General features: G+C 33.9%; 25 protein-coding genes. 12 read left to right on the top strand and 13 right to left on the bottom strand.

What is annotated here, in order from left to right:
- Positions 1-12: 12 nt before the first annotated feature.
- The 9 genes from rseP to H0Z29_02380 are packed head-to-tail and all read right to left on the bottom strand — an operon-like array spanning position 13 to position 9,814.
- Positions 13-1,077 carry an RIP metalloprotease RseP gene (rseP, locus tag H0Z29_02420; protein MBO8130353.1) on the bottom strand — a complete coding sequence of 355 codons (1,065 nt, stop codon included), beginning with the start codon at positions 1,075-1,077 and terminating at the stop codon, positions 13-15.
- Between the two features lie 19 nt (positions 1,078-1,096).
- Positions 1,097-2,242: a 1-deoxy-D-xylulose-5-phosphate reductoisomerase gene (locus tag H0Z29_02415; protein ID MBO8130352.1), complete on the bottom strand. Its 1,146-nt coding sequence runs from the start codon at positions 2,240-2,242 to the stop codon at positions 1,097-1,099.
- A gap of 7 nt (positions 2,243-2,249) precedes the next feature.
- A complete protein-coding gene (locus H0Z29_02410; GenBank protein ID MBO8130351.1) occupies positions 2,250-2,945 on the bottom strand; it encodes a hypothetical protein in 696 nt (231 codons plus the stop codon).
- A 7-nt stretch (positions 2,946-2,952) separates the two neighbouring features.
- On the bottom strand, positions 2,953-3,714 hold the full coding sequence (gene lpxA, locus H0Z29_02405; GenBank protein MBO8130350.1) for an acyl-ACP--UDP-N-acetylglucosamine O-acyltransferase: 762 nt from the start codon (positions 3,712-3,714) through the stop codon (positions 2,953-2,955).
- Positions 3,715-3,724: 10 nt separating this feature from the next.
- The gene (locus H0Z29_02400; GenBank protein MBO8130349.1) at positions 3,725-5,119 is read right to left on the bottom strand and encodes a bifunctional UDP-3-O-[3-hydroxymyristoyl] N-acetylglucosamine deacetylase/3-hydroxyacyl-ACP dehydratase; all 1,395 of its coding nucleotides are present in this window, start codon (positions 5,117-5,119) and stop codon (positions 3,725-3,727) included.
- On the bottom strand, positions 5,109-6,140 hold the full coding sequence (gene lpxD / locus H0Z29_02395; GenBank protein ID MBO8130348.1) for a UDP-3-O-(3-hydroxymyristoyl)glucosamine N-acyltransferase: 1,032 nt from the start codon (positions 6,138-6,140) through the stop codon (positions 5,109-5,111). The genes H0Z29_02400 and lpxD overlap by 11 nt, the downstream gene beginning before the upstream one ends.
- A 5-nt stretch (positions 6,141-6,145) precedes the next feature.
- On the bottom strand, positions 6,146-6,670 hold the full coding sequence (locus H0Z29_02390; GenBank protein MBO8130347.1) for an OmpH family outer membrane protein: 525 nt from the start codon (positions 6,668-6,670) through the stop codon (positions 6,146-6,148).
- Positions 6,671-6,700: 30 nt separating this feature from the next.
- Positions 6,701-9,046, bottom strand: a complete 2,346-nt coding sequence (gene bamA / locus H0Z29_02385; protein ID MBO8130346.1) for an outer membrane protein assembly factor BamA — start codon at positions 9,044-9,046, stop codon at positions 6,701-6,703.
- Positions 9,047-9,814: an isoprenyl transferase gene (locus H0Z29_02380; GenBank protein ID MBO8130345.1), complete on the bottom strand. Its 768-nt coding sequence runs from the start codon at positions 9,812-9,814 to the stop codon at positions 9,047-9,049.
- Between the two features lie 171 nt (positions 9,815-9,985).
- On the opposite strand from H0Z29_02380, the gene H0Z29_02375 reads away from it, so the two are divergent.
- A complete protein-coding gene (locus tag H0Z29_02375) occupies positions 9,986-11,239 on the top strand; it encodes a PAS domain S-box protein (GenBank protein MBO8130344.1) in 1,254 nt (417 codons plus the stop codon).
- Entirely contained in the window at positions 11,236-12,579 is a 1,344-nt protein-coding gene (locus tag H0Z29_02370) for a sigma-54-dependent Fis family transcriptional regulator (GenBank protein MBO8130343.1), read from the top strand. Before H0Z29_02375 ends, H0Z29_02370 begins: the two co-directional genes overlap by 4 nt.
- Here H0Z29_02370 and H0Z29_02365 read toward each other — a convergent pair.
- On the bottom strand, positions 12,576-12,899 hold the full coding sequence (locus H0Z29_02365) for a hypothetical protein (GenBank protein ID MBO8130342.1): 324 nt from the start codon (positions 12,897-12,899) through the stop codon (positions 12,576-12,578). The genes H0Z29_02370 and H0Z29_02365 overlap by 4 nt on opposite strands.
- A 364-nt stretch (positions 12,900-13,263) precedes the next feature.
- Between H0Z29_02365 and H0Z29_02360 the strand changes: the two genes are divergently transcribed.
- From H0Z29_02360 to H0Z29_02315, 10 genes are read left to right on the top strand one after another with little or no spacing between them, the layout of a single operon-like run.
- Positions 13,264-13,908: an N-glycosylase/DNA lyase gene (locus H0Z29_02360; protein MBO8130341.1), complete on the top strand. Its 645-nt coding sequence runs from the start codon at positions 13,264-13,266 to the stop codon at positions 13,906-13,908.
- Positions 13,909-13,952: 44 nt separating this feature from the next.
- Complete coding sequence (locus H0Z29_02355; GenBank protein ID MBO8130340.1) at positions 13,953-14,384, top strand: transcriptional repressor; 432 nt, start codon at positions 13,953-13,955, stop codon at positions 14,382-14,384.
- A 1-nt stretch (position 14,385) separates the two neighbouring features.
- Positions 14,386-14,892, top strand: a complete 507-nt coding sequence (locus tag H0Z29_02350; protein ID MBO8130339.1) for a rubrerythrin family protein — start codon at positions 14,386-14,388, stop codon at positions 14,890-14,892.
- Between the two features lie 21 nt (positions 14,893-14,913).
- A complete protein-coding gene (locus tag H0Z29_02345) occupies positions 14,914-15,138 on the top strand; it encodes a NifU family protein (GenBank protein MBO8130338.1) in 225 nt (74 codons plus the stop codon).
- Between the two features lie 39 nt (positions 15,139-15,177).
- Positions 15,178-16,368 carry a DUF438 domain-containing protein gene (locus H0Z29_02340; GenBank protein ID MBO8130337.1) on the top strand — a complete coding sequence of 397 codons (1,191 nt, stop codon included), beginning with the start codon at positions 15,178-15,180 and terminating at the stop codon, positions 16,366-16,368.
- A gap of 12 nt (positions 16,369-16,380) precedes the next feature.
- The gene (locus tag H0Z29_02335) at positions 16,381-16,545 is read left to right on the top strand and encodes a rubredoxin (protein MBO8130336.1); all 165 of its coding nucleotides are present in this window, start codon (positions 16,381-16,383) and stop codon (positions 16,543-16,545) included.
- Between the two features lie 33 nt (positions 16,546-16,578).
- Positions 16,579-17,751 carry an FprA family A-type flavoprotein gene (locus H0Z29_02330; protein ID MBO8130335.1) on the top strand — a complete coding sequence of 391 codons (1,173 nt, stop codon included), beginning with the start codon at positions 16,579-16,581 and terminating at the stop codon, positions 17,749-17,751.
- A gap of 21 nt (positions 17,752-17,772) precedes the next feature.
- Positions 17,773-18,243, top strand: coding sequence for a ferritin family protein (locus H0Z29_02325; protein MBO8130334.1), 471 nt, complete (start codon positions 17,773-17,775; stop codon positions 18,241-18,243).
- Positions 18,244-18,291: 48 nt separating this feature from the next.
- Positions 18,292-18,735, top strand: a complete 444-nt coding sequence (locus H0Z29_02320) for a rhodanese-like domain-containing protein (protein ID MBO8130333.1) — start codon at positions 18,292-18,294, stop codon at positions 18,733-18,735.
- A gap of 57 nt (positions 18,736-18,792) precedes the next feature.
- The gene (locus H0Z29_02315) at positions 18,793-20,172 is read left to right on the top strand and encodes an MATE family efflux transporter (GenBank protein ID MBO8130332.1); all 1,380 of its coding nucleotides are present in this window, start codon (positions 18,793-18,795) and stop codon (positions 20,170-20,172) included.
- Positions 20,173-20,188: 16 nt separating this feature from the next.
- Here H0Z29_02315 and H0Z29_02310 read toward each other — a convergent pair whose 3' ends face one another.
- From H0Z29_02310 to era, 3 genes are all read right to left on the bottom strand, one after another.
- Complete coding sequence (locus H0Z29_02310; protein MBO8130331.1) at positions 20,189-21,145, bottom strand: hypothetical protein; 957 nt, start codon at positions 21,143-21,145, stop codon at positions 20,189-20,191.
- A complete protein-coding gene (locus H0Z29_02305; GenBank protein MBO8130330.1) occupies positions 21,135-23,621 on the bottom strand; it encodes a TonB-dependent receptor in 2,487 nt (828 codons plus the stop codon). The genes H0Z29_02310 and H0Z29_02305 overlap by 11 nt, the downstream gene beginning before the upstream one ends.
- Before the next feature lie 94 nt (positions 23,622-23,715).
- Positions 23,716-24,630, bottom strand: coding sequence for a GTPase Era (gene era / locus H0Z29_02300; GenBank protein MBO8130329.1), 915 nt, complete (start codon positions 24,628-24,630; stop codon positions 23,716-23,718).
- Positions 24,631-24,632 lie beyond the last annotated feature (2 nt).

Genomic DNA, 24,632 nt, shown 5'->3' with positions numbered 1-24,632 from the left:
TCTTCCTTTACGCTACCTAAATAACCTGGATATATCATTGTAGAAAACAAGAATAGTCAAAAGTATAATTATAGCTATTCCAATCTGTTGGATTATTAATTTCGTTCTTGTAGTTAAAGGTTTACCTTTTATACCTTCAATCAATGTAATTAAGAAATGACCCCCATCAAGGGCAGGAAGTGGTAAAATATTTATAAGTCCTAAATTAATATTTATTATTGCCATTAATCCAGCCAGAGCGCTCAGACCACCTGTTCTTGCTGTTTGACCAGCAAGTTGTGCGATAAAAATTGGTCCTCCAATATTTCTTATAGATTCCTGTCCCGTAATTAAAAGCTTAACAGAAATAATAGTTACTTTCAACCAGTAAAATGTATTCTCGAATCCTCTCCCTATCGCACTAAAAAAGGTAGCTTTCTTACAATGCAATATCGGTGATATACCCACCAAACCTACTTCTACAAATTTGCTACCTTTTAAAATCCTATTTTTAAGGGTGTGAACTTCCTTTTCAAAAACTTCTCCGTCCCTCTCCCATTTTATTCTAATTATTGTATCTGGATAGGAATGTATAATCTCTGTGATTTCATTCCAGCTGTTGGTTGGGATACCATTTACAGCTAAAATTCTATCACCTGCAATAAGACCAATCGAATCAGCAGGGAATTTTCCCATAACCTCACCAATTACAGGAGAATTATCTGCCTCATATATCCCAGATAACCCCGTTAGTATGCTGAAAATAAAAACAGCGAATAAAAGATTAAAAAGCACACCTCCGGATATAAAAAGTAATTTCTGCACAATATTTTTCGACTGAAACTCCCATGGCTCACCTTTTATTTCTGTATCCATAGATTCATCTACTACACCAGATACCTTTACATATCCACCAAGCGGTATTGCAGATATTCTATATTCAGTTTCTCCTATCTTTTTACCAAACAATTTAGGCGGAAAACCGATAGAAAAAATCTCTACCCTCATACCAGTAAGTTTTGCAAACACAAAATGTCCCAATTCATGAGCCAATACAACCCCACCTATAACCACCAATACAGAAATTATCGTTAGCATTTCTCTCTTTATTCCTTTATTAAATTAACAAATTTATATACTTCGATACTTCTTTCTCCGTTAAAAATATATCTTCTATCGAAGGATTTTTTATAATATCAATCTCCTTTAGTGCTTTCTCAATTAACACAGAAATTTCGTTAAATTTAATCTTTCTATCAAGAAAAGCATAAACGGCAAGTTCATTGGCTACATTCAATATGGCAGGTGCGTTACCCCCTATACTAATTGACTCATATGCAAGTCTTATACAGGGGAATTTTTCTATATCAGGCTGTTCAAATGTTAATGTCCCAATATTTTCTAGGTTCAATTTCTCCCAGGCTTTATCAAATCTTTCTGGATATGAAAGAGCAAATTGTATTGGAAGTTTCATATCCGGAACCCCAAGTTGTGCCTTAACCGAACCATCAACAAATTCGACAAGTGAATGTACTATTGACTGAGGATGTATCAGTATATCTATTTTCTCTGCTGGAATGTCGAAAAGCCATCTGGCTTCTATTACTTCCAACCCTTTATTCATCATGGTTGCAGAGTCAATAGTAATCTTCTTGCCCATACTCCATGTAGGATGTTTCAATGCCTGCTCAGGTGTTATATTCGCAAAACATTCTTTCTGTATTTGCCTAAATGGACCACCTGACCCTGTTAAAATAATTCTCTTTATAAAATTTTTATCCTCGCCAATAATACATTGCCATATAGCACTATGCTCACTATCAATAGGATGTAAATTAATCCCTTTATCTTTAACAATTGAAGTAATTATTTCACCTGCCATCACAATGGATTCTTTGTTAGAAAGGGCAATATTCACTCCATTTTTGACACAAATATATGTAGGTTCCAGACCTTTAAACCCCACTATTGCATTTACCACAAGATCTACCTCTTTGCATTCTGCAAGCTCCCTAATACCATTATTTCCCGAGAGTATCTTTATACCATAAGAAGAAAGCTCACTTTTCACAATATCAACAAAATTCTCATCATATATTGCAACCATTTTAGGCTTCAATAATTTCGCCTGATCAATTAATTCTCTATAGTTTTTCCCACATGCAAGATATATTACCCGAAACTTATCGGGAAATTCCCTAATTATCCTGATAGTGTTTTTTCCAATTGACCCTGTTGAACCAAATATGCCTATTCTCTTCATTTTATTCTCATATAATTATGATGAAGTTTAAATTAAAGTAAAGAAAATTTTTACCAGCTTTAAATTCAAATCCTGTGAAAATATTACTATTTAGCCTTGTTAAGACCCCGCTTTGAAAATCAACAACTGTTTCCTTAAAAGAAAATGGCATCAGCTTTTCATTTCTACACTCCAGTTCCCCAAAAGTCATCCCGAGAAATAGACTATATCCTTCCATTTCAAATCTTTTTATAAACGAAATATCCCGGGAGAAAAACCGAAAATCATCAGGCCCAATCGTTCGTATAAAATTTACTATAACAAAACCTTCGGAAATCAGTTCATTATTAACACTAACCATAAAACGTGGATTAATTATATTGATATTGTCATCATAGTACCTTCCCGAAAAAAATGAAACTCCGAGACTTACATGTAGAGATAGATCCAGCATTCCACTAAAGGTAGGGTAACCGTGCACAATTTTATTTCCATTTTGTAAAATAATGGATGGCAAACCAAAGGTAAGTAGAATATCAGGATCTCGACCGGAAGCGACCAGATCAGAAAATAGTAAGGATTGTGCTTTAATAATTCTTGCCAGTGGCATCACTACCACCCTGGCATTCCCTTTCTCACCCAACTTTAATGACAAAGGATATAAAATATTATGCACTACGATTAGTGTAAATATAGCTCTAAAGATTAGAATCTTTATTTTCAAAACAGTTCTATCTTATTATGCCTCTTGAGCTGCTTTTTATAAATTCAATTATGGTTTTTACCTCATCCGATGGGTCTTTTTCCAGCTTTTTAACAGCATCTAACACATTAAGATTAGTATTATAAATTACTTTATAAGCGTCCTTTATTTTCTTTATCTGCTCAGAACTAAAACCTCTCCTTCTCAGTCCAACGACATTCAGCCCTTCGAACCTCAAAGGTTCACCTGCAGCAAGGACATATGGTGGAACATCCTTTGTAACTCTGAAACCACCACCAATAAAGCTATGTTTACCTATTTTTACAAACTGATGCACACCAACCAAACCACCAATAACAACCCAATCATCCATTTCAACATGTCCACCAAGATTCACCGCATTTGCGAGTATTGAATTATCCCCAACTCTACAATCATGGGCAACATGTACATAAGCCATCAAAAAGCAATTAGACCCCACAATAGTTTTACCAGTAGCTTTTGTCCCCCTATTTATTGTAACAAATTCCCTTATAGTAGTATTATCACCAACTTCAACTACTGTCTCTTCACCTTCAAATTTTAAATCCTGTGGGACCTCTCCAATTACTGCATGATGAAATATCCTGCAATTCTTCCCAATTCTTACTCCAGATGCAATAACTGCATGGGCACCAATTTGAGTTCCATCACCGATTTCTACATTATCCATTATATATGCATACGGACCAATTCCCACGTTCTTACCAATTTTCGCACAATGACTTACTATTGCTGATTTATCTATCACAATTGTACTTTTACCTATTTACTATTGAGGCAATCATTACTGCTTCAGCTGCCAGCTCTCCATCAACAAACGCCTGTCCATGCATTTTACACGTGGATAATTTATAATTAAGCATCTTTACTTCAAGTCGGAGCTGATCACCTGGTATCACAGGTCTTTTAAACCTTACATTATCTATTGCCGCAAAATAAGCAAGTTTTTTATCATGATCTTCAATTGTATTCAAAAGTAGAAATGCTCCCGCCTGTGCAAGTGCCTCTACAATCAGTACACCGGGCATTATTTTCTTTACGGGGAAATGACCAACAAAATAGGGTTCATTAACTGTAACATTTTTAATAGCTATGACATGTTCCCTTGGCACAAGGTCAACTATCCTATCCACTAATAGAAAAGGATAACGGTGCGGAAGAACAGACTCAATAGTCGAAATATCGAATAGAGCACCTTTTATCTCTTCCCTCTGAAACTTCTGCTTAATCAGTTGCTTCTCATATTCTTTCTTTATTTTCTTAACAAGATTGACATTATGAGAGTGGCCACTTCTTGCTGCTATAACATGTCCTTTAATTGGCATTCCCAGAAGCGCAAGATCCCCTATTAAATCTAAAATTTTATGTCGTACAGGTTCGTTATAGTACCTTAGATCAGAACTGCCGATTAATCCGTTAGGACCTATTATAATATCCTCCGAAAGTCCAAAGAGATCTTTAATTTTTCTTTTTTCCTCAGGTGTTAATTCTTTATCTGCAAATACTAAAGCGTTATTGAGGCTACCCCCCTTTATCAAACCTCTTTCTTTTAAATAGATCACTTCACTTAAAAAGCAAAAAGTCCTCGCCGCAGCATAATCTATTTCAAATTCATCCTTCAAAGAGTACATTGCTGAATACTGAGTACCTATCCCTATATATTTATAATCAATTAAAAAAGTTATTCGAAAATCATCGGCTGGTAATACATGAATATCAACTCTGTTTTCTGGATCTGTGTATGTAATAATCTTATCAATTATTAAAACCTCTCTCTTTTCATCCTGCTCAACGATCTCAGCCTTTTTTAAAGCATTAACAAATTCCAGGGCGCTTCCATCACAGACAGGAGGCTCTATATTATTCAACTCAATTAATACATTATCTATCTCAAGCCCTGCAACAGCTGCCAGAACATGCTCTACTGTATGAACTTTAAAACCATTTTGCGCTATTGTAGTCCCGCGAGATATATCGACAACATGATCTATATCCGCTGGTATTTCGGGACAACCATCAACATCAGTACGTACAAACTTTATTCCTGTATTTACAGGGGAGGGTCTAAATGTAATAGTGCTTTCGACTCCTGTATGTAATCCTATACCAGATACGCTTACCTCATTCTTGATGGTCCTCTGATTACTTCTCATTTTCAGTTCCCTTTTTCAGTTTTTCCTCTATTTCTTTAACTTTTTTAAACAAATTTGGTAGAGAACTGATATAAGCTAGTTCTCTATTTACTTTCATTGCATTTCTCGCTGGATATCCAAATACAGTAGCTCCAGGTGGTATATCCTTCGAAACACCTGATTGAGCAGCTATTTTTGCACCCTTTCCAATGTGAAGATGGCCAGATATACCGACCTGCCCACCACATAGCACTCCGTCTTCAATTGTTGTACTACCTGCAATTCCTGTCTGCGCAGCAAAAAGACAAAATTTGCCAATCTTAACATTGTGACCTATCTGAATCAAATTATCTAACTTTGTACCCATTCCTACGACAGTATTGCCTATAGTAGCCCTATCAATAGTACAATTTGCACCTATTTCTACATCATCCTCTATGATCACCCCACCAGCCTGAGGGATTTTTTCCACTCTTCCACCTACCTGAGTAAAACCAAAGCCATCACTACCTATTACAGTTCCCGAGTGTATCATCACATTTCTTCCAATATGGCAATTTCTATAAATAGTCACATTTGGATAGATAACTGTATTCGCACCTATTGATACCCCTTTGCCTATGTAGGAATGACCATAAGCTACCACACCATCTTCAATGATCGCATCCTCTTCAATGACAACATATGGTCCTATATAAGCTTTATTAGAAACACTAGCCTTATTGCTAATAATTGCAGTTTTATCCACATCTGGCTCTGGCAAAGACGGCTCAGGACGAAACTTTTTTATCAAAAGAGAAAAAGCATAGTTTGGATTATCAACATATATCAGGTTCTTATAACTTCCTTTAAAATTATTGGGGACAATTACCGCACTCGCTTTTGTCACACCAATGTATTTATAATACTTAGGATTGTGTAAAAAGCTTATTTGACCATCTATAGCGTTTTGAATCTCCGCCACATCTGTAATTACAATATTTTCATCTCCTTCGAGCTTGCCTTTAATAAGCTCAGTAATCTGTGCCAATGTAAATTTCATACTATCTATTGCATTCTTTTCAATTCATATAACACTTGATCAGTTAAATCATGAGCAGGATCTGCAAATAAAATATTCCCAGCTACCGAATCAAAAATATAATCATATTTTCCCTCTTCACCGATTTTTTGAATAACCTTCCTTATCTTTTCAAGCACAGGACCGACATACTCTGCCTGCTTTTTATAAATTTCACCATCAGGTCCGAGCTTTTTAATTTGATATTCCTGTATTTCTCTCTGAAGAGATGCGATTTCATTTTCTTTCTCAGTCCTTCGCGCCTCACTCATTATCAGTCTTTGCCTTTCATATTCTCTCTGTAAGCTATCAAGTTTTGCAAGCATTCTCTGATATTCATCCTGAATCTTCTTAGCTTCCATATCAAGCTTTGCCTGTGCCTCTCTTGCCTCATCATACTCTTTTAAAATCACTTCTGAATTAACATAACCTATTTTTAACTGGGCATTTAGATTCCCGGCAAGAATTATCAGACAAATAGCAATAATAGCAAATAATCCAAATCTTTTCACTTTTAACCTCCTCATATAAATTTTAATTCTTTAAAATGGCATCCCAAATATAAAATGTGTCTTCCAGCCCTCTGGCTTACCCCATCCTTCAGTACCAGGCTCGTCTACATCATCAAATCCATATCCAAAATCAAATCCAATCATTCCAATGGCTGGCATAAAAAATCTCACTCCCACACCCAGTGACCTTTTCAAATCAAAAGGATCCGTAACAGAGAGACTTTTCCACGTATTTCCAGCTTCAAAAAACGTCAACAAATATATAGTTGGATTCTCTGACAATCCCATCCTATATTCAAAAGTATATTTAAGATATGTCTCACCACCATATGGACTAACCGCCCCCCAACTCTGCCGAGGACCAATTGATAAATCATCATAACCACGCAGGGCTATACCATAGTAGATACCAGAGCCACCCAAATAAAACCTTTCATCTGGTGGCAAAAAAGACTCCTTATGCAGCCTTTTTATTATACCAAATTCCAAGTGATTAAATAATACTAGTTTCCAGAAAGTCGGAGTATAAAACTCTATGGAAAATTGATGCTTATGAAATTCCTCATTTCCACCTAGTACACCACCAGAGAGTGTATTTACAACCTCCAGAACGGAACCTGTTGTCGGAAACTCTGGCTTATCCCTGCTATCCCTTCTAATAATTTGAGTAATGCTAACTCCTCTGGGATTGTCTTCACCATATAGTACTCTCTCTATGTATGATTGAGATACATTTTTATATTTTTTCTTACTTACATTGAGAATCCATGTCCCTCTGAAATATCTATCGGGCCATCTGAATCTCCTTCCCCATCTCAAAGAAAATCCCTGTTGATCAAGATCAAAAGGATAATAGTAAGCACCTCCACCTCTTTGATAATAAAATATAGAAAATCCGAAAAGATTCGGTGTCCCAAAAACATAGGGCTCAGTAAAACTGATGCTAAAAGACTCATATCCTGGAGCTGTACCTGTATAAAAAGAATATCCCGTTCCCCGTTGATACATTAAAGATAATCTTTGTCCTCTACCTCGAAAATTTGTAAACTCTAATCCACCTCCACCAACCAAACCGTAAAGTTCACTATAACTAAAAGAAAGATTTGCTCTATCAGATGATTTTTCCTCAACCTTGATTTCCAGATCAACCTTATCTTCATCTACTGGTATTATATTTGGCTCAACATTACTAAAATAATTAAGTAAGAATATATTTCGCTGGCTTCGTATTAAGACATCTCTCCTAAAAATGTCACCGGGATAAATAAAAAGCTCCCTTCTTATAACATTCTCATGGGTTTTATCATTACCATATATATTTATCTTATTAACCTTAACAATTTTATTTTCTGTTATGAATATATTTACATCGAGGCTATCATCATCAACAGGTATTAATTTGGGATCTACCTGAAAAAATAGATAACCCTGATCCATATATAGACCGTTCAGTCTCTCATAAATTGCCCGTTGAAATTCTTCTTCATTATAAACATCACCTCGCTTTAAATTTAAAACTCTCATTAGCTCGCTGTCCGAATAAAGTCTATTTCCAACGAATTCAAAATTTCTGTATTTATACTGAGGACCTTCATATATCCCTATTTCTATGATCATCCTCTTTCCATTTTTAGCATACTTAATTGTATCATATAATATTTCAACATCTCTATACCCATGATTTCTGTAAAATTTTAAAACATTTTCCTTATCCTCTTCATACTTATCTTTCTTAAACTCACCAATTCTTAATAGAAAAAGATTCCTTTTGTGGGTCTCTTTCATCACCCTTCTTAATCGTGAATCGGAAAAAGCTTTATTTCCTGTAAATACTATATCACCAATTCTTACTTTTTTGTTTTCTCTTATCCTGACCACCAGATCCACAACATTTTCATCGGCAGTCTTTTTAGTCTCAATTTCAACTTTAGCGTTCAAAAACCCTTCCTCTTTATACAGATCAATAATTTTCTTTCTTACTGAAAAAATTCTACTATTTGATAATACCTGTCCCTTAATCAGTTTTATTTGATCCTTTATCTTATTTTTGCTTATTTTTTTATTTCCTGTAATACTTACATTACCAAGCCTTGGATATTCTTTAACCTCTATTATTAGAAAAACCCCATCACTTGTCGCTTTATCAAGATAAATTTTAATATCAGAGAATAACTTTAAATTCCATAATCGCTTTATTGCATTCTGGATACCCTCAATTCCAATACTTTTCCCCTCAAATAATCCTGATTGAAGTTTTATACTTTCCTCCTTAATGGTTTTGTTACCTTTAACAGTAATACCTAAAATTTTAGCTTTCTCCTGTGGAAATGCATACATAATAAAAATTGAAATAATAACAAAAATAATTCTTTTCATTTACGGCCTTAGTTGTTCACTTATTTTACCAAACCTTCTTTCCCTTTTCTGAAAATCAAGAATAGCAGTTAAAAGCTCCTTCCTTCTAAAAGCTGGCCAGTAGACCGGCGTTATGTATAGCTCCGTATAGGCAATTTGCCATAATAGGAAATTACTGACCCTTGACTCACCACTTGTCCGAATTAGCAAATCAGGGTCAGGCAAGTCTCTTGTATACAAATATTGAGAGAAAATGTTATCATTAATATCTTCTGGTTCCAACCTTCCGTCTTTAACCATTTTTGCAATCTGCTTTACCGCATCGATTATCTCAAGCCTTCCACCATAGGATATTGCAAGATTTAAAATCAAACCTGTATTATTGCTGGTTTTTTCTATTGCCTCAAGCAAACCCTGCTTCGGTTTTTCAGGTAAATCCTCTAAGTGCCCTATAGTCACCAGTTTAACATTGTTTTCCATCAACTCACCAATCTCATTCTGAATAGTTCTCAATAATAGATTCATAAGAGCATTTACCTCACTTTTTGGTCTTGCCCAATTTTCAACTGAAAAAGTATATAAAGTTAAGACTTCAATACCAATTTGTCCACATTCTCTGGTTACCTCTCGAACAGAATTTATCCCTTCATTGTGCCCGGCTATTCTTGGCAAGCCCCTTTCCTTCGCCCATCTTCCATTACCATCCATTATTATAGCAATATGGCGCGGAAGATCGCCTCGCTCAAGTACTTCTTTTCGTAGTTTTTCTAATTCTTCCTTCTCGCTCATAATCACCTAAATGCCCTGTGAAATTAAATTCAATACTCTATAAAGTCAATGGAAATAAATTTATAATACCTCTTTCAATAAACAATGAAATCTCATTTCTGAAAAAGCTGGTTGAAATTAAGCTTTCTTAATTTTTAAAAATGATAAAAATAAATAAATTTAGGCGGTAATATGAAAGTCAAAGAAACGTTCATTATAATTTTTACCGTTCTATTTGTTTCAGGCTTATCCATAGAATTACTATACTTCTTTCAAGTAAAAATTAGCGAGCCAACATTTTTAATACTAGGGATTCTATTCCAGATATCTGCTCTTCTATATTTTATAATGACCATTTTTAAGAGGCTACCACAAAAAAATTTGCATAATATGAAATTATTTGAACAGCTTGCTGATAACCTTACATGTGGAGTTTTACTGGTGAATGAAAAAAACAATATAAAATTCTGGAATAAAAAGGCTGAAGAAATATTCGGATGGAAAAAGAGTGAAATTATCAATAAAGATATTTCAATACTTTTTCCTGGGAAAGCAAGTAGTGTAATCGCAGAAATTTGTACCATAAATCCATCTGGCATAAAAATATGTGAAACAGATATGCAATTGAAAAACGGAAAAATGAGAAGAATGGAACTAACTGATATATTTCTTAATAAGAGTATGAAAAAAATCTCAGAAAGAATTATAATAATAAGGGACTTACTGGAAATATCTGCTGTTGAAGGCAAACTAATGCAGTCAGAAAAACTTGCAACTCTTGGCCATCTTGCCGCTGGGGTTGCACATGAGGTTAGCAATCCTTTATCATCAATTCAGTCACTTGTTCAGCTTATACAAAGAAAAACCACTGATAACTTCATACAGGAAAGCCTAAAGAAGATTAGAGAAAACATAAATAGAATAAACAGAATAGTAAAAGAGCTCGTTGATTTTTCAAGACCAACAACTGGAGAAAAAACAAAAGTTCAGATTAATGAAATAATAAGCTCTGCCGTCGGTCTTTTAAAATATGACGTTAGATGTGAAAAAATAAATTTTCATATAAATCTAAACCCGGATGTTCCTCTGATTTATCTTGTCCCTGATCAGATACACCAGGTTGTTATGAATATGCTTCTAAATTCTATTGATGCGTGTAAAGACAAAGAAAGTGGAAATATCCATGTAAACACTTATGCAAATGACAGCTATGTCTCAATAGAAATTATTGATGATGGTGAAGGTATAAATCCTGATATAATTGATAGAATATTTGAACCGTTCTTTACAACAAAGGATGTCGGCTACGGCACTGGATTGGGTCTCTCTGTGAGTCACGGTATAATTTCTAGTATAGGTGGAAATATAAAGGTAGAAAGCACTCCTGGTGAAGGCACAAAGTTTACTATAAATATCCCAATAGATAAAAGTGAGGTAATTAAATGACAAGAATACTTATAGCTGATGATGAAAGAGAGCTAAGGAACTCATTGTATACTGTACTCTCTGAAGAAGGATTTGAATGTAATACAGCAGCAGATGGAGAAGAGGCAATAAAACTTATCGAAAAAGAAAATTTCGATATATTGATCGTGGATATTAAAATGCCAAAGAAAAATGGAATGGAAGTTTTAGAAACAACCAATAGAATAAGCCCCAAAACTCTGACAATAATAATCACTGCCTACGCAACTGTAGAAACTGCAATAGAAGCTCTAAGACGCGGTGCTGTCGATTATCTCATTAAACCGGTGGACTTCGATGAAGTCATTATGAGAGTAAAAAGGATAAAGCAATATCAGCAACTTAATCTTGAAGTACAATATCTAAGAAAGGAAATTCATTCTAAATTCAATGAAAACATAATAATTGGAAAAAGTCCCGCAATTCAAAATGTATTTCAACTTATAAAAAAAGTAGCAAATTCAAACTCAAACATATTGATAACAGGAAAAAGTGGAACCGGGAAAGAACTGGTTGCCAGAGCTATTCACCAAGCAAGTCCGAGAGCGAATGCACCTTTTATTCCGATTAATTGTGGCGCTATACCAGAAAATCTCTTTGAAAGCGAGCTGTTTGGATTCAAAAAAGGTAGCTTCACCGGTGCTACTATGGATAAAGACGGGGTTTTTCGTGCTGCTAATGGCGGAACTCTTTTTCTTGATGAGGTTGGAGAAATACCCATTCATATACAGGTAAAGCTTCTAAGAGCTATTGAATCAAAGGAAATAAAACCTCTAGGAAGTAATACAACATTAAAAGTAGATGTAAGAGTTTTATCTGCAACCAACAAGGATCTCAAGAAAGAAATTGAAGAAGGAAATTTCAGGGAAGACCTCTACTATAGATTAAATATTATAGAAATACATCTTCCTTCACTGAACGAAAGAAGAGAGGACATACCTCTTCTAATTGAACACTTCATCAGAAAATACAACCATGAATTAAAAAGAAAAGTACGTGGAGTTGATAACGAAACAATGAAAGTTCTGATGAACTATAATTACAAAGGTGAGGTAAGAGAATTGGAAAATATGATAGAACGCGCAGTTCTTTTATGTGAAGGTGACTATATTACACTGAAAGATTTACCACCACATACAGCAAGTCAGGTACATGAAGGCTATCCTGATGAGCTTAAATCCGCTGTAAGACAATTTGAAAGACAACATATACTTGCTATCATGAGAAGAACAGGAAATGATAAAGTGAAAGCATCAAAAATTTTAGGAATCGGACTTTCATCGCTATATAGAAAAATCGATGAGCTTGGCATAGAAGTTTAATCCTTCTTCATCTTTTCCACAAAATGCATAACTATAAATCCAAGACCAGGTGTTATTATAAAGATAGGCCACAGCTCATCAATAGTATTCCAGTTATTGTAGGATTCGTAAAGAAAATATATTCCCAGAACTGTTAGTATTGTTCCCGGTACAGCAAAACCTTTTTCTTTTTTCATAAATGTAAGATATAATAAAACAAAACCCGGGATAGTCATCACAACTGGCCATATATTCTCAAAATCAAAAATATCAAAATTTCCAATTAGAAAAACAATTCCAATCGCTATTAATATTATACCAATTGTTATACGACTATTCATTTTTATTCATCTCCTCCATATTAGCACTCATAGATTTCATTTTATAGGCTAATATAAAAATTAAAATAAAAAGTACATAATATTATATTGCATCAGATTTTCAAAACTGATCCAAACCAGTATAGGTTTACAGTAACACAACATTTACAACATTTCTAATTTAAACATATGTCAAGCTTGAGGACATGAAATATCCATTTTGATTTTTAAGCCCCCTATTTACTTCACGGGATTATATACTGAGAGAATATTTAAACTAAATCATATCCTCGGATTAATGAGTAATAAATTTTTAGATTGCTCAGTTTTAAGTTTATAAATCAGTGATTTATTCATAATATTAATGTTAAACTTTGAGTATAATGTGGGTGAATTCGATACTCTTCAAAAATTATACAAAAAGCTAAAACTACAAATAGATAACCGTCTGCTGGAATTTAAAAATATCTGGGATAGATTTGATAAATATGAAATTTTATTTGAACTAATATTTTGCATTTTGACCCCTCAATCGAAAGCAAGGGTCTGCTGGGAAACGGTAAAAAAGATAAAAGAAACCAACGCATTTATAAACTTGAACAAAAGCACTTTAAAAAATTGTCTGTATGGTGTAAGATTTCCAAATAACAAACTCAGCTACCTATCTCAACTGAGATTAGACTTAGATAATGGGAAAATAGATAAGATTTTAGAAATAATAAAAACAGATAATGATGTAAAGAGAATAAGAGAGATACTTGTAAAAAACATTAAAGGGTTTGGTTATAAAGAGGCAAGTCATTTTCTAAGAAATATTTGGATAGGCAGAAAACTTGCAATACTTGACAGACATATATTGAAAAATTTAAAAAAATACGGTATAATAGATAGTATTGATTATAGCATGAGCCGACGTCATTATTTATATATTGAAAAAAGGATTTATAATTTTTCAAAAAACCTGGGTATACCAATTTATTATATTGATTTTATATTCTGGTATAATGAGACAGGAGACATATTTAAATAAAATTTCTTGACATTAATTATATTTGTAATTAATATACTTTTGTAATGATTACAATTGATGAAGTTAAGAAAATATTAAGTGAAAAGGGAATTAAGCCAACTTACCCGCGAGTGAGAATATACCAGATACTATCTGAAAATGAGGATCATCCGACTGTCGATAACATTTTTAAAGAAATAAGAAAAGATATCCCGACAGCAAGTAGAACTACTGTATACAACACCCTTGCCGGATTTGTCGAAGCGGGGATAGCAGATGAAATTCTAATCACAGGTAGCGAAGCTCGATATGAAATAAAACGCAAAAATCATCACCATTTTTTATGTAAAAAGTGTGGAAGAATTTTTGACATTAACGTAAGATGCCCGCTTGCTGAGGGAAAATATGCAAAAGTCAGAGGTCATCTAATACAGGAAATACATGGATATTTCAAAGGCATATGCAAAGACTGCCAGAAAAGTGAAGAAAGTGAATAAAATGAAAAAAATGACAGAACAATTTCTAAAGGACGCCTTTGCCGGGGAGTCCATGGCTCATATGAAATATATTATTTATAGCGAAATAGCCGAGAAAAAGGGATATAAAAATCTCGCAAGAATGTTTAAAGCTATTGCCTATGCAGAGCAGGTTCATGCAACAAATCATGCAAGAATCCTAGGAATCTTCACTGATGATTTACCAGCTAATATACAATCCTGCATAGAGGGTGAACATTATGAAGTAACCGAAATGTACCCGGTTTTTAAAAATTCTGCTCAGCTTCAAAATGAAAATCTAGCTGTCCAATCTTTTCACTATGCACTAGAGGCTGAGAAAATTCACGAGAAAATGTACCGAGATTCAAAAACAGTTGTTGAAAAAGAGCAGGATATCGAAATAGAAGATATTTATATCTGCCCTGTCTGCGGTTATACACATGTGGGAATACCACCTGATGAATGTCCAATATGCAAAGCAAAAAAAGAAATCTTTAAAAAATTTTAAAATTAAACAGGAGCAAAAATCATGAAAGAAAAAATAGAAAAAGTAATTGAGTCCCTAAGGCCATATCTCCAGGCAGATGGAGGGGATGTGGAACTTGTTGAAGTAACTGAAGACGGTATAGTAAAACTCCGTTTAACCGGTGCCTGTGGAGGCTGTCCCATGAGCACCTACACTTTAAGAATGGGCATCGAAAACAGACTAAAGGAAGAGGTGCCAGAAGTAAAAAGGGTCGAACAGGTCTTTTAGTTAAAATAAAAACATCAAGCAACGTAAGGAGAAAAATCTATGAGTGATATCTTCGGCATCGAGGGTAAAAAAGAAAAGATTAAAGAGTTAATAAAAAAACTACATCAGGGATATCCACTAGAAGAAGCAAAAAAGGAATTCTCAAAATACATTGGCGATATAAATCCCGATCAATTGGCAAAGATTGAGGAGGAACTTATTAGAGACGGCATGCCAGTTGATGAGGTTCATAAATTATGCGATGCCCATATAGCGTTAATGAAAGAGTCATTAGAAAAATCAAAGCCTAAAAATCTCGATAATAGCCACCCCATACAAATTCTGTATAATGAACACGATCGTCTTATTGATTTCTCTGAAAAATTAAAAGAAATGATTAACTCAGGAAACATTGCCCCGGAAAAATTTGACCATATAATCGAACATTTAAAGGAATCGGAAAAGCACTACATTCGAGAGGAAAATGCTCTCTTCCCATTTTTAGAGAAGCATGGTATAACACAACCTCCAGCTATAATGTGGATGGAACACGATAATATTAGAGCTTTAAAAAAACAAATTTATTCTATTGCAGATAAAAAAGAGTACATAGCTACTGAAGAATTAAAAAATCTCACGAAACAACTACACGAACTACTATCAAGCCACTTTTATAAAGAAAACAACATCCTCTTTCCAACTGCTCTTCGAGTAATAACAGATAATGAATGGGTCACTATAAGAAAAGATTTTGATAAGATAGGCTACTGCTGTTTCACACCGGAACCTGGTGAATTTAAAATAGATATTGAAGAAGCAGTTGTTGCCAAATCAAGCGGGGATGAGGGGTGGATTCAACTTGACACTGGTAAATTTAAAAAAGAAGAGATAGAAGCAATATTGAACTCCCTACCTATTGATATAACATTTGTTGACGCAAATGATGAAGTAAGGTATTTCAACCAATCAAAAGAAAGAATTTTTGCAAGGACTAAAGCAGTAATAGGACGAAAAGTACAGCAATGTCATCCTCAGAAGAGTATCCACATTGTGAATAAGATTATTGAGGACTTTAAAAATAATAGAAGAGAATCTGCTGACTTTTGGATTAATATGAATGATAGATTGATTTATATTAGATATTTCCCTGTCAGGGATAAAAACGGACGGTATCTTGGAGTAATTGAGGTGACTCAGGATGTAACTAAGATAAAAAACTTAAAAGGTGAAAAAAGACTACTGGACGATTAGAAGGGTAAAATAATGAAAAAGTATGAATGTAAAGTATGCGGTTACGTATATGATCCAGAAGTAGGCGATTCGGATGGTGATATCGATCCCGGGACGCCTTTCGAAGAATTACCTGATGATTGGGTATGCCCCGTATGTGGCGCAGGAAAAGAGGAATTTGAACCTGTAGAAGATTAATCGTTCAGGACTAATTCCAAGGAGGAAACATACATGACAATCCAGAAGATAAAAGATGATATATTCTATATTGGGGTAAGGCACTGGGATAGAAGACTATTTGATGAGCTTATCCCACTACCCGATGGCACCTCGTACAATGCTTACCTTATTAAAGGAAGTGACAAGATAGCCCTTATAGATACAGCCGACCCATCTATGGAGAAAAATTTTTTCTCACAGCTTTCACGAACAGGTGCCGACAAAATTGATTATATAATTTCGAACCACGCAGAACAGGATCATTCTGGACTAATTCCCCATATACTTGAAAAATTCCCTGATGCTAAAGTAGTTACGAATGCCAAAAACGTTGTATTTTTAAAAGACCTTCTTTTAATTCCGGATAACAGATTCATTGTAATAGACGACAAGGATGAACTAAACCTTGGAAATAAAACTTTGCAATTCATATTAACTCCATGGGTCCATTGGCCAGAAACAATGGTTACCTATCTAAAGGAAGATAAGGTCCTGTTTACCTGCGATTTCTTCGGCTCCCACCTTGCCACCTCAGATCTTTATACTGATGAAGAAACTATACATGAACCAGCAAAAAGATACTATGCAGAGATCATGATGCCTTTTAGAAGCATTATTAAAAACAATCTTAGAAAAATCGAAAAATTCAAATTTGATATTATCGCACCAAGTCACGGCCCTATTTATAATAATCCAGATTTTATAATAAATGCATATAAAGACTGGATCTCTGACAATGTAAAAAAAGAGATACTGATACCATATGTATCTATGCATGGTAGTACAAAAGCAATTGTAGAATATCTTGTAGATTATCTATTAAATAAAGGGGTAACAGTAACTCCCATAAATCTTACAGTAGCTGATATCGGTCAACTTGCAATAAAACTTGTAGATGCCGCAGCTATTATACTTGCAACACCGACTGTACTAACAGGTTTACATCCACCTGCAGCTTATGCACTATACCTGATCAACGCTCTTAGACCAAAGACAAAGTATATATCCATTATCGGTTCCTACGGATGGGGCGGCAAAGCACTTGAAGTAGCTACCTCTATGATGAGTAATCTTAAAGCAGAAATAATTGATCCATTTTTAATAAAAGGGTATCCTAAAAAAGAAGATTTTACAAAAATTGAGGAACTTGCAAACAAAATTATTGAAAAGCTAAATACATTGTAAGATTTAAAATAGGGGGAGATAATGGGACTTTTAACAGCAAAAGAAGTATTCGAATTTGCAATCAAAATCGAAGAAAATGGTGAATATTTTTACCGCAAAGTCTCGGAAAAATTTGACGATACCAATATCAAAAGTTTATTTGTTGATCTTGCAAATCAGGAACTAGAACATAAAAAAGTTTTTGAGAATATGGAAGCAAGACTTGGAAATATAAAAATATCTGAATCTTATCCCGGTGAGTTCTTCAATTACATAGACGAATACCTAAAAGAAGTTATCTTCCCTGAATCAGTCGAATCAGAAATAGAAAAAGTTGATACTCTTGATAGGGCACTGAATTATGCAATAGAGGTTGAATTAAAATCAATTCTTTATTACAAAGAGATAATTGAGCTTATCTCCGAAGTTGATAAAAAATTAATCAATGATATAATCAATGAAGAAAGAAAACATTTCATCCGTCTATCAGAAGCAAAAGCATCTCGAAAGTAGACTATTAAAAATTTAAACGGAAAATCCATCAAGAAATAGGGGGAGAAAATGAGAAATTCAAAATTTATTTTGACTTTCATTTCTTTAATTGTTACTACATCTCTAATATTAATTAATTGCGAAAAAAATATCGAAAAAAAGAAGGAGGTTGAATCAGAGCAAAAATACTTTAATATTTCACCAGACAGTGCCTATCAAATGCTCACAAATCCAAAACTTTCACACTCAATAATCGTTCTTGATGTAAGAACAAAGAGAGAATACTCTGAAGGATACATTGATAGTGCTATAAATATTAATTACTATAGTGACAATTTTAAAAAGGATGTATCTGGACTTGATAAAAATAAAATTTATATCTTATACTGCAAATCAGGGGGAAGAAGTGCACTTTCATGCGAGATAATGAGTGAATTAGGTTTTAATAGAATATATAATATAGAAGGCGGTTTTGAGGCTTGGGTTAAATCTGGATTACCATATAAAAAATAAAAATTTTTCCATAAATTACCCGATTTTTTAATTATTACCCTATTCAATAATAGAAAGATGGAAGGTGAAAAAATCACCATTGGAGTAAAAACACTCCTTGGGAATCCCAAAAAAGCGATAATAAAACTATCCATACCTATGACAATAGGTATGATAGCACAGACTGCATATAATGTTGCCGATGCAATCTGGGTATCCGGATTGGGACCTGATTCCCTCGCCGCAATAGGGTTCTTCTTTCCTATTTATTTCATTTTAATGTCGCTAGCTGGTGGCATAGGCGTGGGGGCAAGCTCCGCCATTTCAAGAAAAATAGGTGCAAAAGACAAAGCCTCTGCAGACAAAATAGCAATACAATCAATTGTTCTTTCCTTTATTGCAAGTCTAATAATAAGCATTCCACTACTGCCTTTTCTTGAGACGATTATAAGAAATCTTGGTGCTAAAAACATATCTTTTCTTACAACACAGTATGGTAGAGTCATACTAGCTGGTACTATATTTCTCTTCTTCTCAAATATTTCAAATGCAATTTTAAGAGGGGAAGGTGACACTAAAAAGGCAATGTGGGCAATGGTTTCCGGCTCAATATTGAATATAATCCTTGACCCGATGTTCATTTATGTTTTAAAACTTGGTGTAGTTGGGGCAGCATTAGCATCAATTTTATCGATGGCTCTGGTTTCCGCACTATTCATATATTGGCTTTTCTTTCAGAAAAAAACTTTTGTGTCAATACATTTCAATGAATTTAAATTTACAAAGGAAATTTTAAGGGAAATATTCTCTGTTGGTATACCATCGTCAATGATTCAAATGGGGAATGCTTTTTCAATGTTCTTTATCAATCTAATCGCTATTAAGGCAGGGGGGACAGACGGAGTTGCCGTATTCACCTCTGGCTGGCGTATCGTAATGATAGGCACACTACCAATGATCGGAATGGCAATGGGAGTAACAGCTGTTACAGGTGCTGCCTATGGAGCAAAAGAGTATAAAAAATTAAAAACTGCATATTTTTACGCTATACGAACTGGCCTCATTATAGAAGTGATAGCTGGAATTTTACTTTTTACCTTTGCAAAACCAGTATCCTTTATTTTTACCTATGCTCCGGAAACAAGGAGAATTTCAGAAGACCTGATTCATTTTCTAAAGGTAATGTGTGCCTTTTACCCTTTTATACCACTTGGGATGCTAACCTCAGCAATGTTTCAGGGAATAAGAAGAGGTTTTCTTGCTTTAATTATAACATTAACAAGAACGATCCTTTTGAATGTACCATTGGCGTATATACTCAGTATAGTAATCAAATTGGGTTCTCCAGGGGTATGGTGGGGCATTGTATTAGGCAATGCAACAGCTGGTCTTCTTAGCCTGACTATAGCAACAATAATCATGCATAAATGCAGAAAAAACTTAGAGATCTGTTCATAACTGGTATTCTTTACATTTAATAAGATTTAATAAGGGTTCTTAGTACAAATTTACAAGAGTAACTTGCAAAAAAGCCGTAACTGCCCTCTACTCCCGCTGAATACCCCGGTTGTCCTTCGCCTAAAAACAAACTGACAAAAAGGTCATTTATTGGCCTTTCAATAAAATATTTATAATAATTCTCGTCATAAGCAAAAATCGATATATCAAAATAAATTGTATCAGTTGAAGAATAACTATATATATCATATCCGGGATCTTTTAATAAAATATTAATAGTCGTATCTGAATTAAAAGGTCTGTAAGTAGCGTAATAATAAAAACCTGCATCAATCTCTACATAACTAGCATTTTTTACTCTGAATTTTAGTTTTACGACATCACCATAGTAAAGAGTATCAGGGATAAGGCTTTCATCTACATATATCTCAGAAGGAGTTGTCGTCTGTCCTGTAGCTATCTTACCGTCTTTAGTCTTTACTTCTAAGTAATATGTCTTATTTCCTTCAGGTTTAAAGTTAAAAGTAGTATCAACATAGACTACATCAACACTATAAAAACCTTTTAAATCTCCTAATTTCTCATAGATAAGAGAATCCTCTTTATCATACCTCAATTCATCTATACATAAAGGATTAAATCTATAATTTTTATCTCCGTCATATACAATAACTTCTGCGCTATCAACATCCCATGTGCTTTTCTTCTTATAAACAGTATAGCGATATCCATTCCAGTATACTGTATCCGTATCTACAACAACGGATTCAGTCTCATCTAATCTTAATGTGCGATTTACAACAACAAAACTCGGCATTGTATCAACACGTATAAAGCCTGCGATTAAGAGCTCAGGTTCATAATCTGCTGTAACCTCTTCAGGTTTATAATTAAAACAATCACTTATCATAAGTAATGTAATTGAAATAAACAAACATAATATTTTACTAACTAATATATTCTTAGAATTCAAATTTCACTCCAAATGTAGGCATAATCGGAAACATTGGTATTGGATACTTTACAACAGTAGGTTTTTTCCCCTCATATATAACTTCATCTTCATAATAAGGTTCTTCATATATATAAGTCATCACATTTAACCTCATTGTAACATTTATAATATGGAAATACCATTCATAAGAACCCCAACTTTTTTCCTTCCTTTTCATTATCCCGATATCCAGTCTAAAATAATAAGGATACCTTGCGCTATTTTTTTCTCCCAATAACCACAAATTATTGACATATAAATCAAAATATCTGTAATAACCACCTCCCATTAATATATAAAATTCCTTAATCTTACCAACTATCGGAGTATATGGATTACCACTGCAATATGTCAGAGTTGTACCTAATTTTAAATTATTTTTCAGTTTAATAAATCCCACAATATTTAATGAGTGTCTCCTATCATACTTAGGGAAAAACCATTTATTCCCATCTTCCAATTTTTTCTTTACAACTGCATAGCTGTAACCAATCCAGCCTTGGATTTTGCCAGACGTTTTCTTGTACAATATTTCCAGACCATAAGAATAAGCCTTTGCATTTCTAAACTCATTAACATGTTTAAAAACAATACCTTCATCCTCTTCTTCTACAGTTATTTTTTCTGCTTTTAATTCAAGTAGATTCTTATAATCTTTATAGTAGCCTTCAATTCTGAAATATGAATTATTAGGCAGTAGATATTCAAACCCAAGTATATTATGAATTGCTTTAATAGGTAAATGACCACGAGCCACAGGTAACCACACATCAAGAAGTCTAAGGGTTTCATCAGGCGGATTAGCCGTTGTTAAATACTGGTGATAAATCCCCCATGAAAACTTTGTTGATAAGTTTTCTGTTATCATGTATTTGATATTAAAACGTGGATCATTATAAAATTTTGTTTGGTTTGTGTTTTTCGAACTCCTCAACCCAAATTGGCAGAATAATAAAGGATTTATCTCCCATTTGTCCTGTATGTAAAAATGATACTCAAATGGATGATATTTCATATCTAACGGTTTCATATAAATATTTGAATATAATAAAGTATCTTCCCATTCCTTACCATAGATCTCCATTCCAAGATTATAGTCATACCATTTAATATCACATCCAGATAATACCAAATGCTTTGGAGATAACTTATAGGAAAATGATATATTATAGGAGTTTTCAGATATGTAATCATAAGTATTAAAACCATAATTTACTTTTGATCTATTTGTATCTCGTTCAGCTATATAATATTCACTTTCCCTACCCCATACATCAACGAAAAATCTAAACCTTGTGTTGTACAAATAATTCTTAACAACTAATCTTGGGCTCAGTAACCACCGCCATATGATTCCATTTGCCCGATTACCCCATTTTACTGTAAATTCACCACTCTCTTTATGATACGAATACTCATTAAATTCCGGGTATTCGTAGCTATATTCATCTCTATGCTTATAGTAAAACACATCATCTCCGTAAAACGATATCAAAGTGATTCTGTAGTTATTTCCTATATTTAAATTTATCTTGTTATTAAAATCATAAAAATAATATGGAAATTTTAAACTATTTTCTTCCCCTGATATTTTTTCAACTATGAAATTTACCCCATCAAACATTTTATCAAAATATGTTCTCCTGCCTCCTATCATCCACGTACCTGTTATATTTTTAGAAATTTTTAGAGGTCCTTCCAAAAGTATCTTACTTGAAATTAGTGAAACATTGGCATTTCCTTTTATCTGGTTAGCATTTCCATCCCTTTGAACAATATTAATAACTGAACCAATCCTATCACCATACTCCACAGGAAATCCACCTGCAATAAATTCGGCTTCCTTTATTGCATCGGTATTAAAAGTTGAAAAAATCGCGCCCAGGTGAAATGGATTATAGATAGGGATCCCATCTATCATAACAAGATTTTGATCTGGAGTACCACCTCTAACATACAACGCCGCCGTATAATCAGTAATTGATTGCACTCCTGGGAGATGCTGTATAGCTCTTAATACATCCGATTCCATAAACCCTGGGATACTATTTATACTCTTCATGGAGAATGTAAAACCACTTACTGTTAGAGATTCCTTAAACTTTTCTCTCTCAGCAACTACTGTAATTTTCTCCCCAGCTACAGGCGATATATTCATAAAAAAATCATATCTATAATCCTTCCCTGCTTCAACTTTCGCCTTTTTTGTGATAGTTTCATAACCAATCATAGAGACAACAATTTCATATTCACCAGCAGGAACAAATGAAATCGAATAGTAGCCTTCACTATTGGTAGGAGCTCCAAAGTCAGTCCCCTTCAAAAAAACATTAACATAAGATAACGGTTCGCCTGTAGCTTTCTCACGCACAAAGCCATAAATGCTTGCATTACTCTGAGCAAATACAATACTTTGCAAAAAAACTATTATAAAAAGGATTCTTTTTATTAACATAGTATCAAATATGCTTTATTTTAAAATTCTAATTCTACTAATGCAATAAATATTTTAAACAATTTATAATTTTGCTTAATCTAAAAACTATTATTTATTTATAGCCAAACAGTCTCAATGCATAATCATTCTTTCTCCATTTTTCATATACCTTTACCCATAGTTCAAGGTAAACATGTCTCCCAAGGAACTTTTCTATATCCAATCTCGCCTCTGTACCGATTTTCTTCAGCATTGAACCTTGCTTTCCTATGATTATCTTTTTTTGACTTTCTCTTTCAACGTATATAACTGCTCTTATGTTCACTCTATCGGGACTTTCTTCATCGTTAAAATCCTCTATTACCACGGCGATAGAATGGGGAATCTCATCGCGAGTATTCAATAGTATTTTTTCCCTTATTATTTCCGCCACATGAAACCTTTCCGTTTTATCCGTTAGTTGATCAACTGGATAATAAGGAGGGGACTCAGGCAGCATATTGACAATACATTCCAATAATACATCAGTATTTTCCCCTGTAAGAGCACTTATTGGGATATATTCATCAAATTCACATATTGCCTTTGATCTATCAACAATAGACAATAATTCATCCTTTTTATTTACTGTATCAATCTTATTAATCGTTAGAATTTTCTTAGTGTTCAATCTGGATACAGCTTTCAATATCATATTATCTTCTTCGGCAATCCCTGTTGTAGCATCAAGCAGGACTACCACTACATCGGAATTCTCCATCCCCCTTTCCGCCTCCTTTACCATACGTTCACCAAGTTTATGCTTTGGATTGTGAATACCTGGTGTATCAATAAAAATAATCTGATAGTTTTCTTCGGTAAGAATAACAAGAATCCTATCTCTTGTTGTCTGTGGTTTGGAAGATACAATCGAAACTTTTTCACCAATATATCTGTTAATAAGCGTAGATTTGCCAACATTTGGTTTCCCTATAATAGAAACGAAACCTGCTTTAAAATTATTCCCAACAATTTTTTCATTATCCATTA

Source organism: Candidatus Neomarinimicrobiota bacterium (assembly GCA_017656425.1).
GTDB lineage: Bacteria > Fidelibacterota > UBA2242 > UBA2242 > B5-G15 > JACDNV01.
Note: the sequence above shows the minus strand (reverse complement) of the source record. Positions and strands in the feature narration are given on the sequence as shown.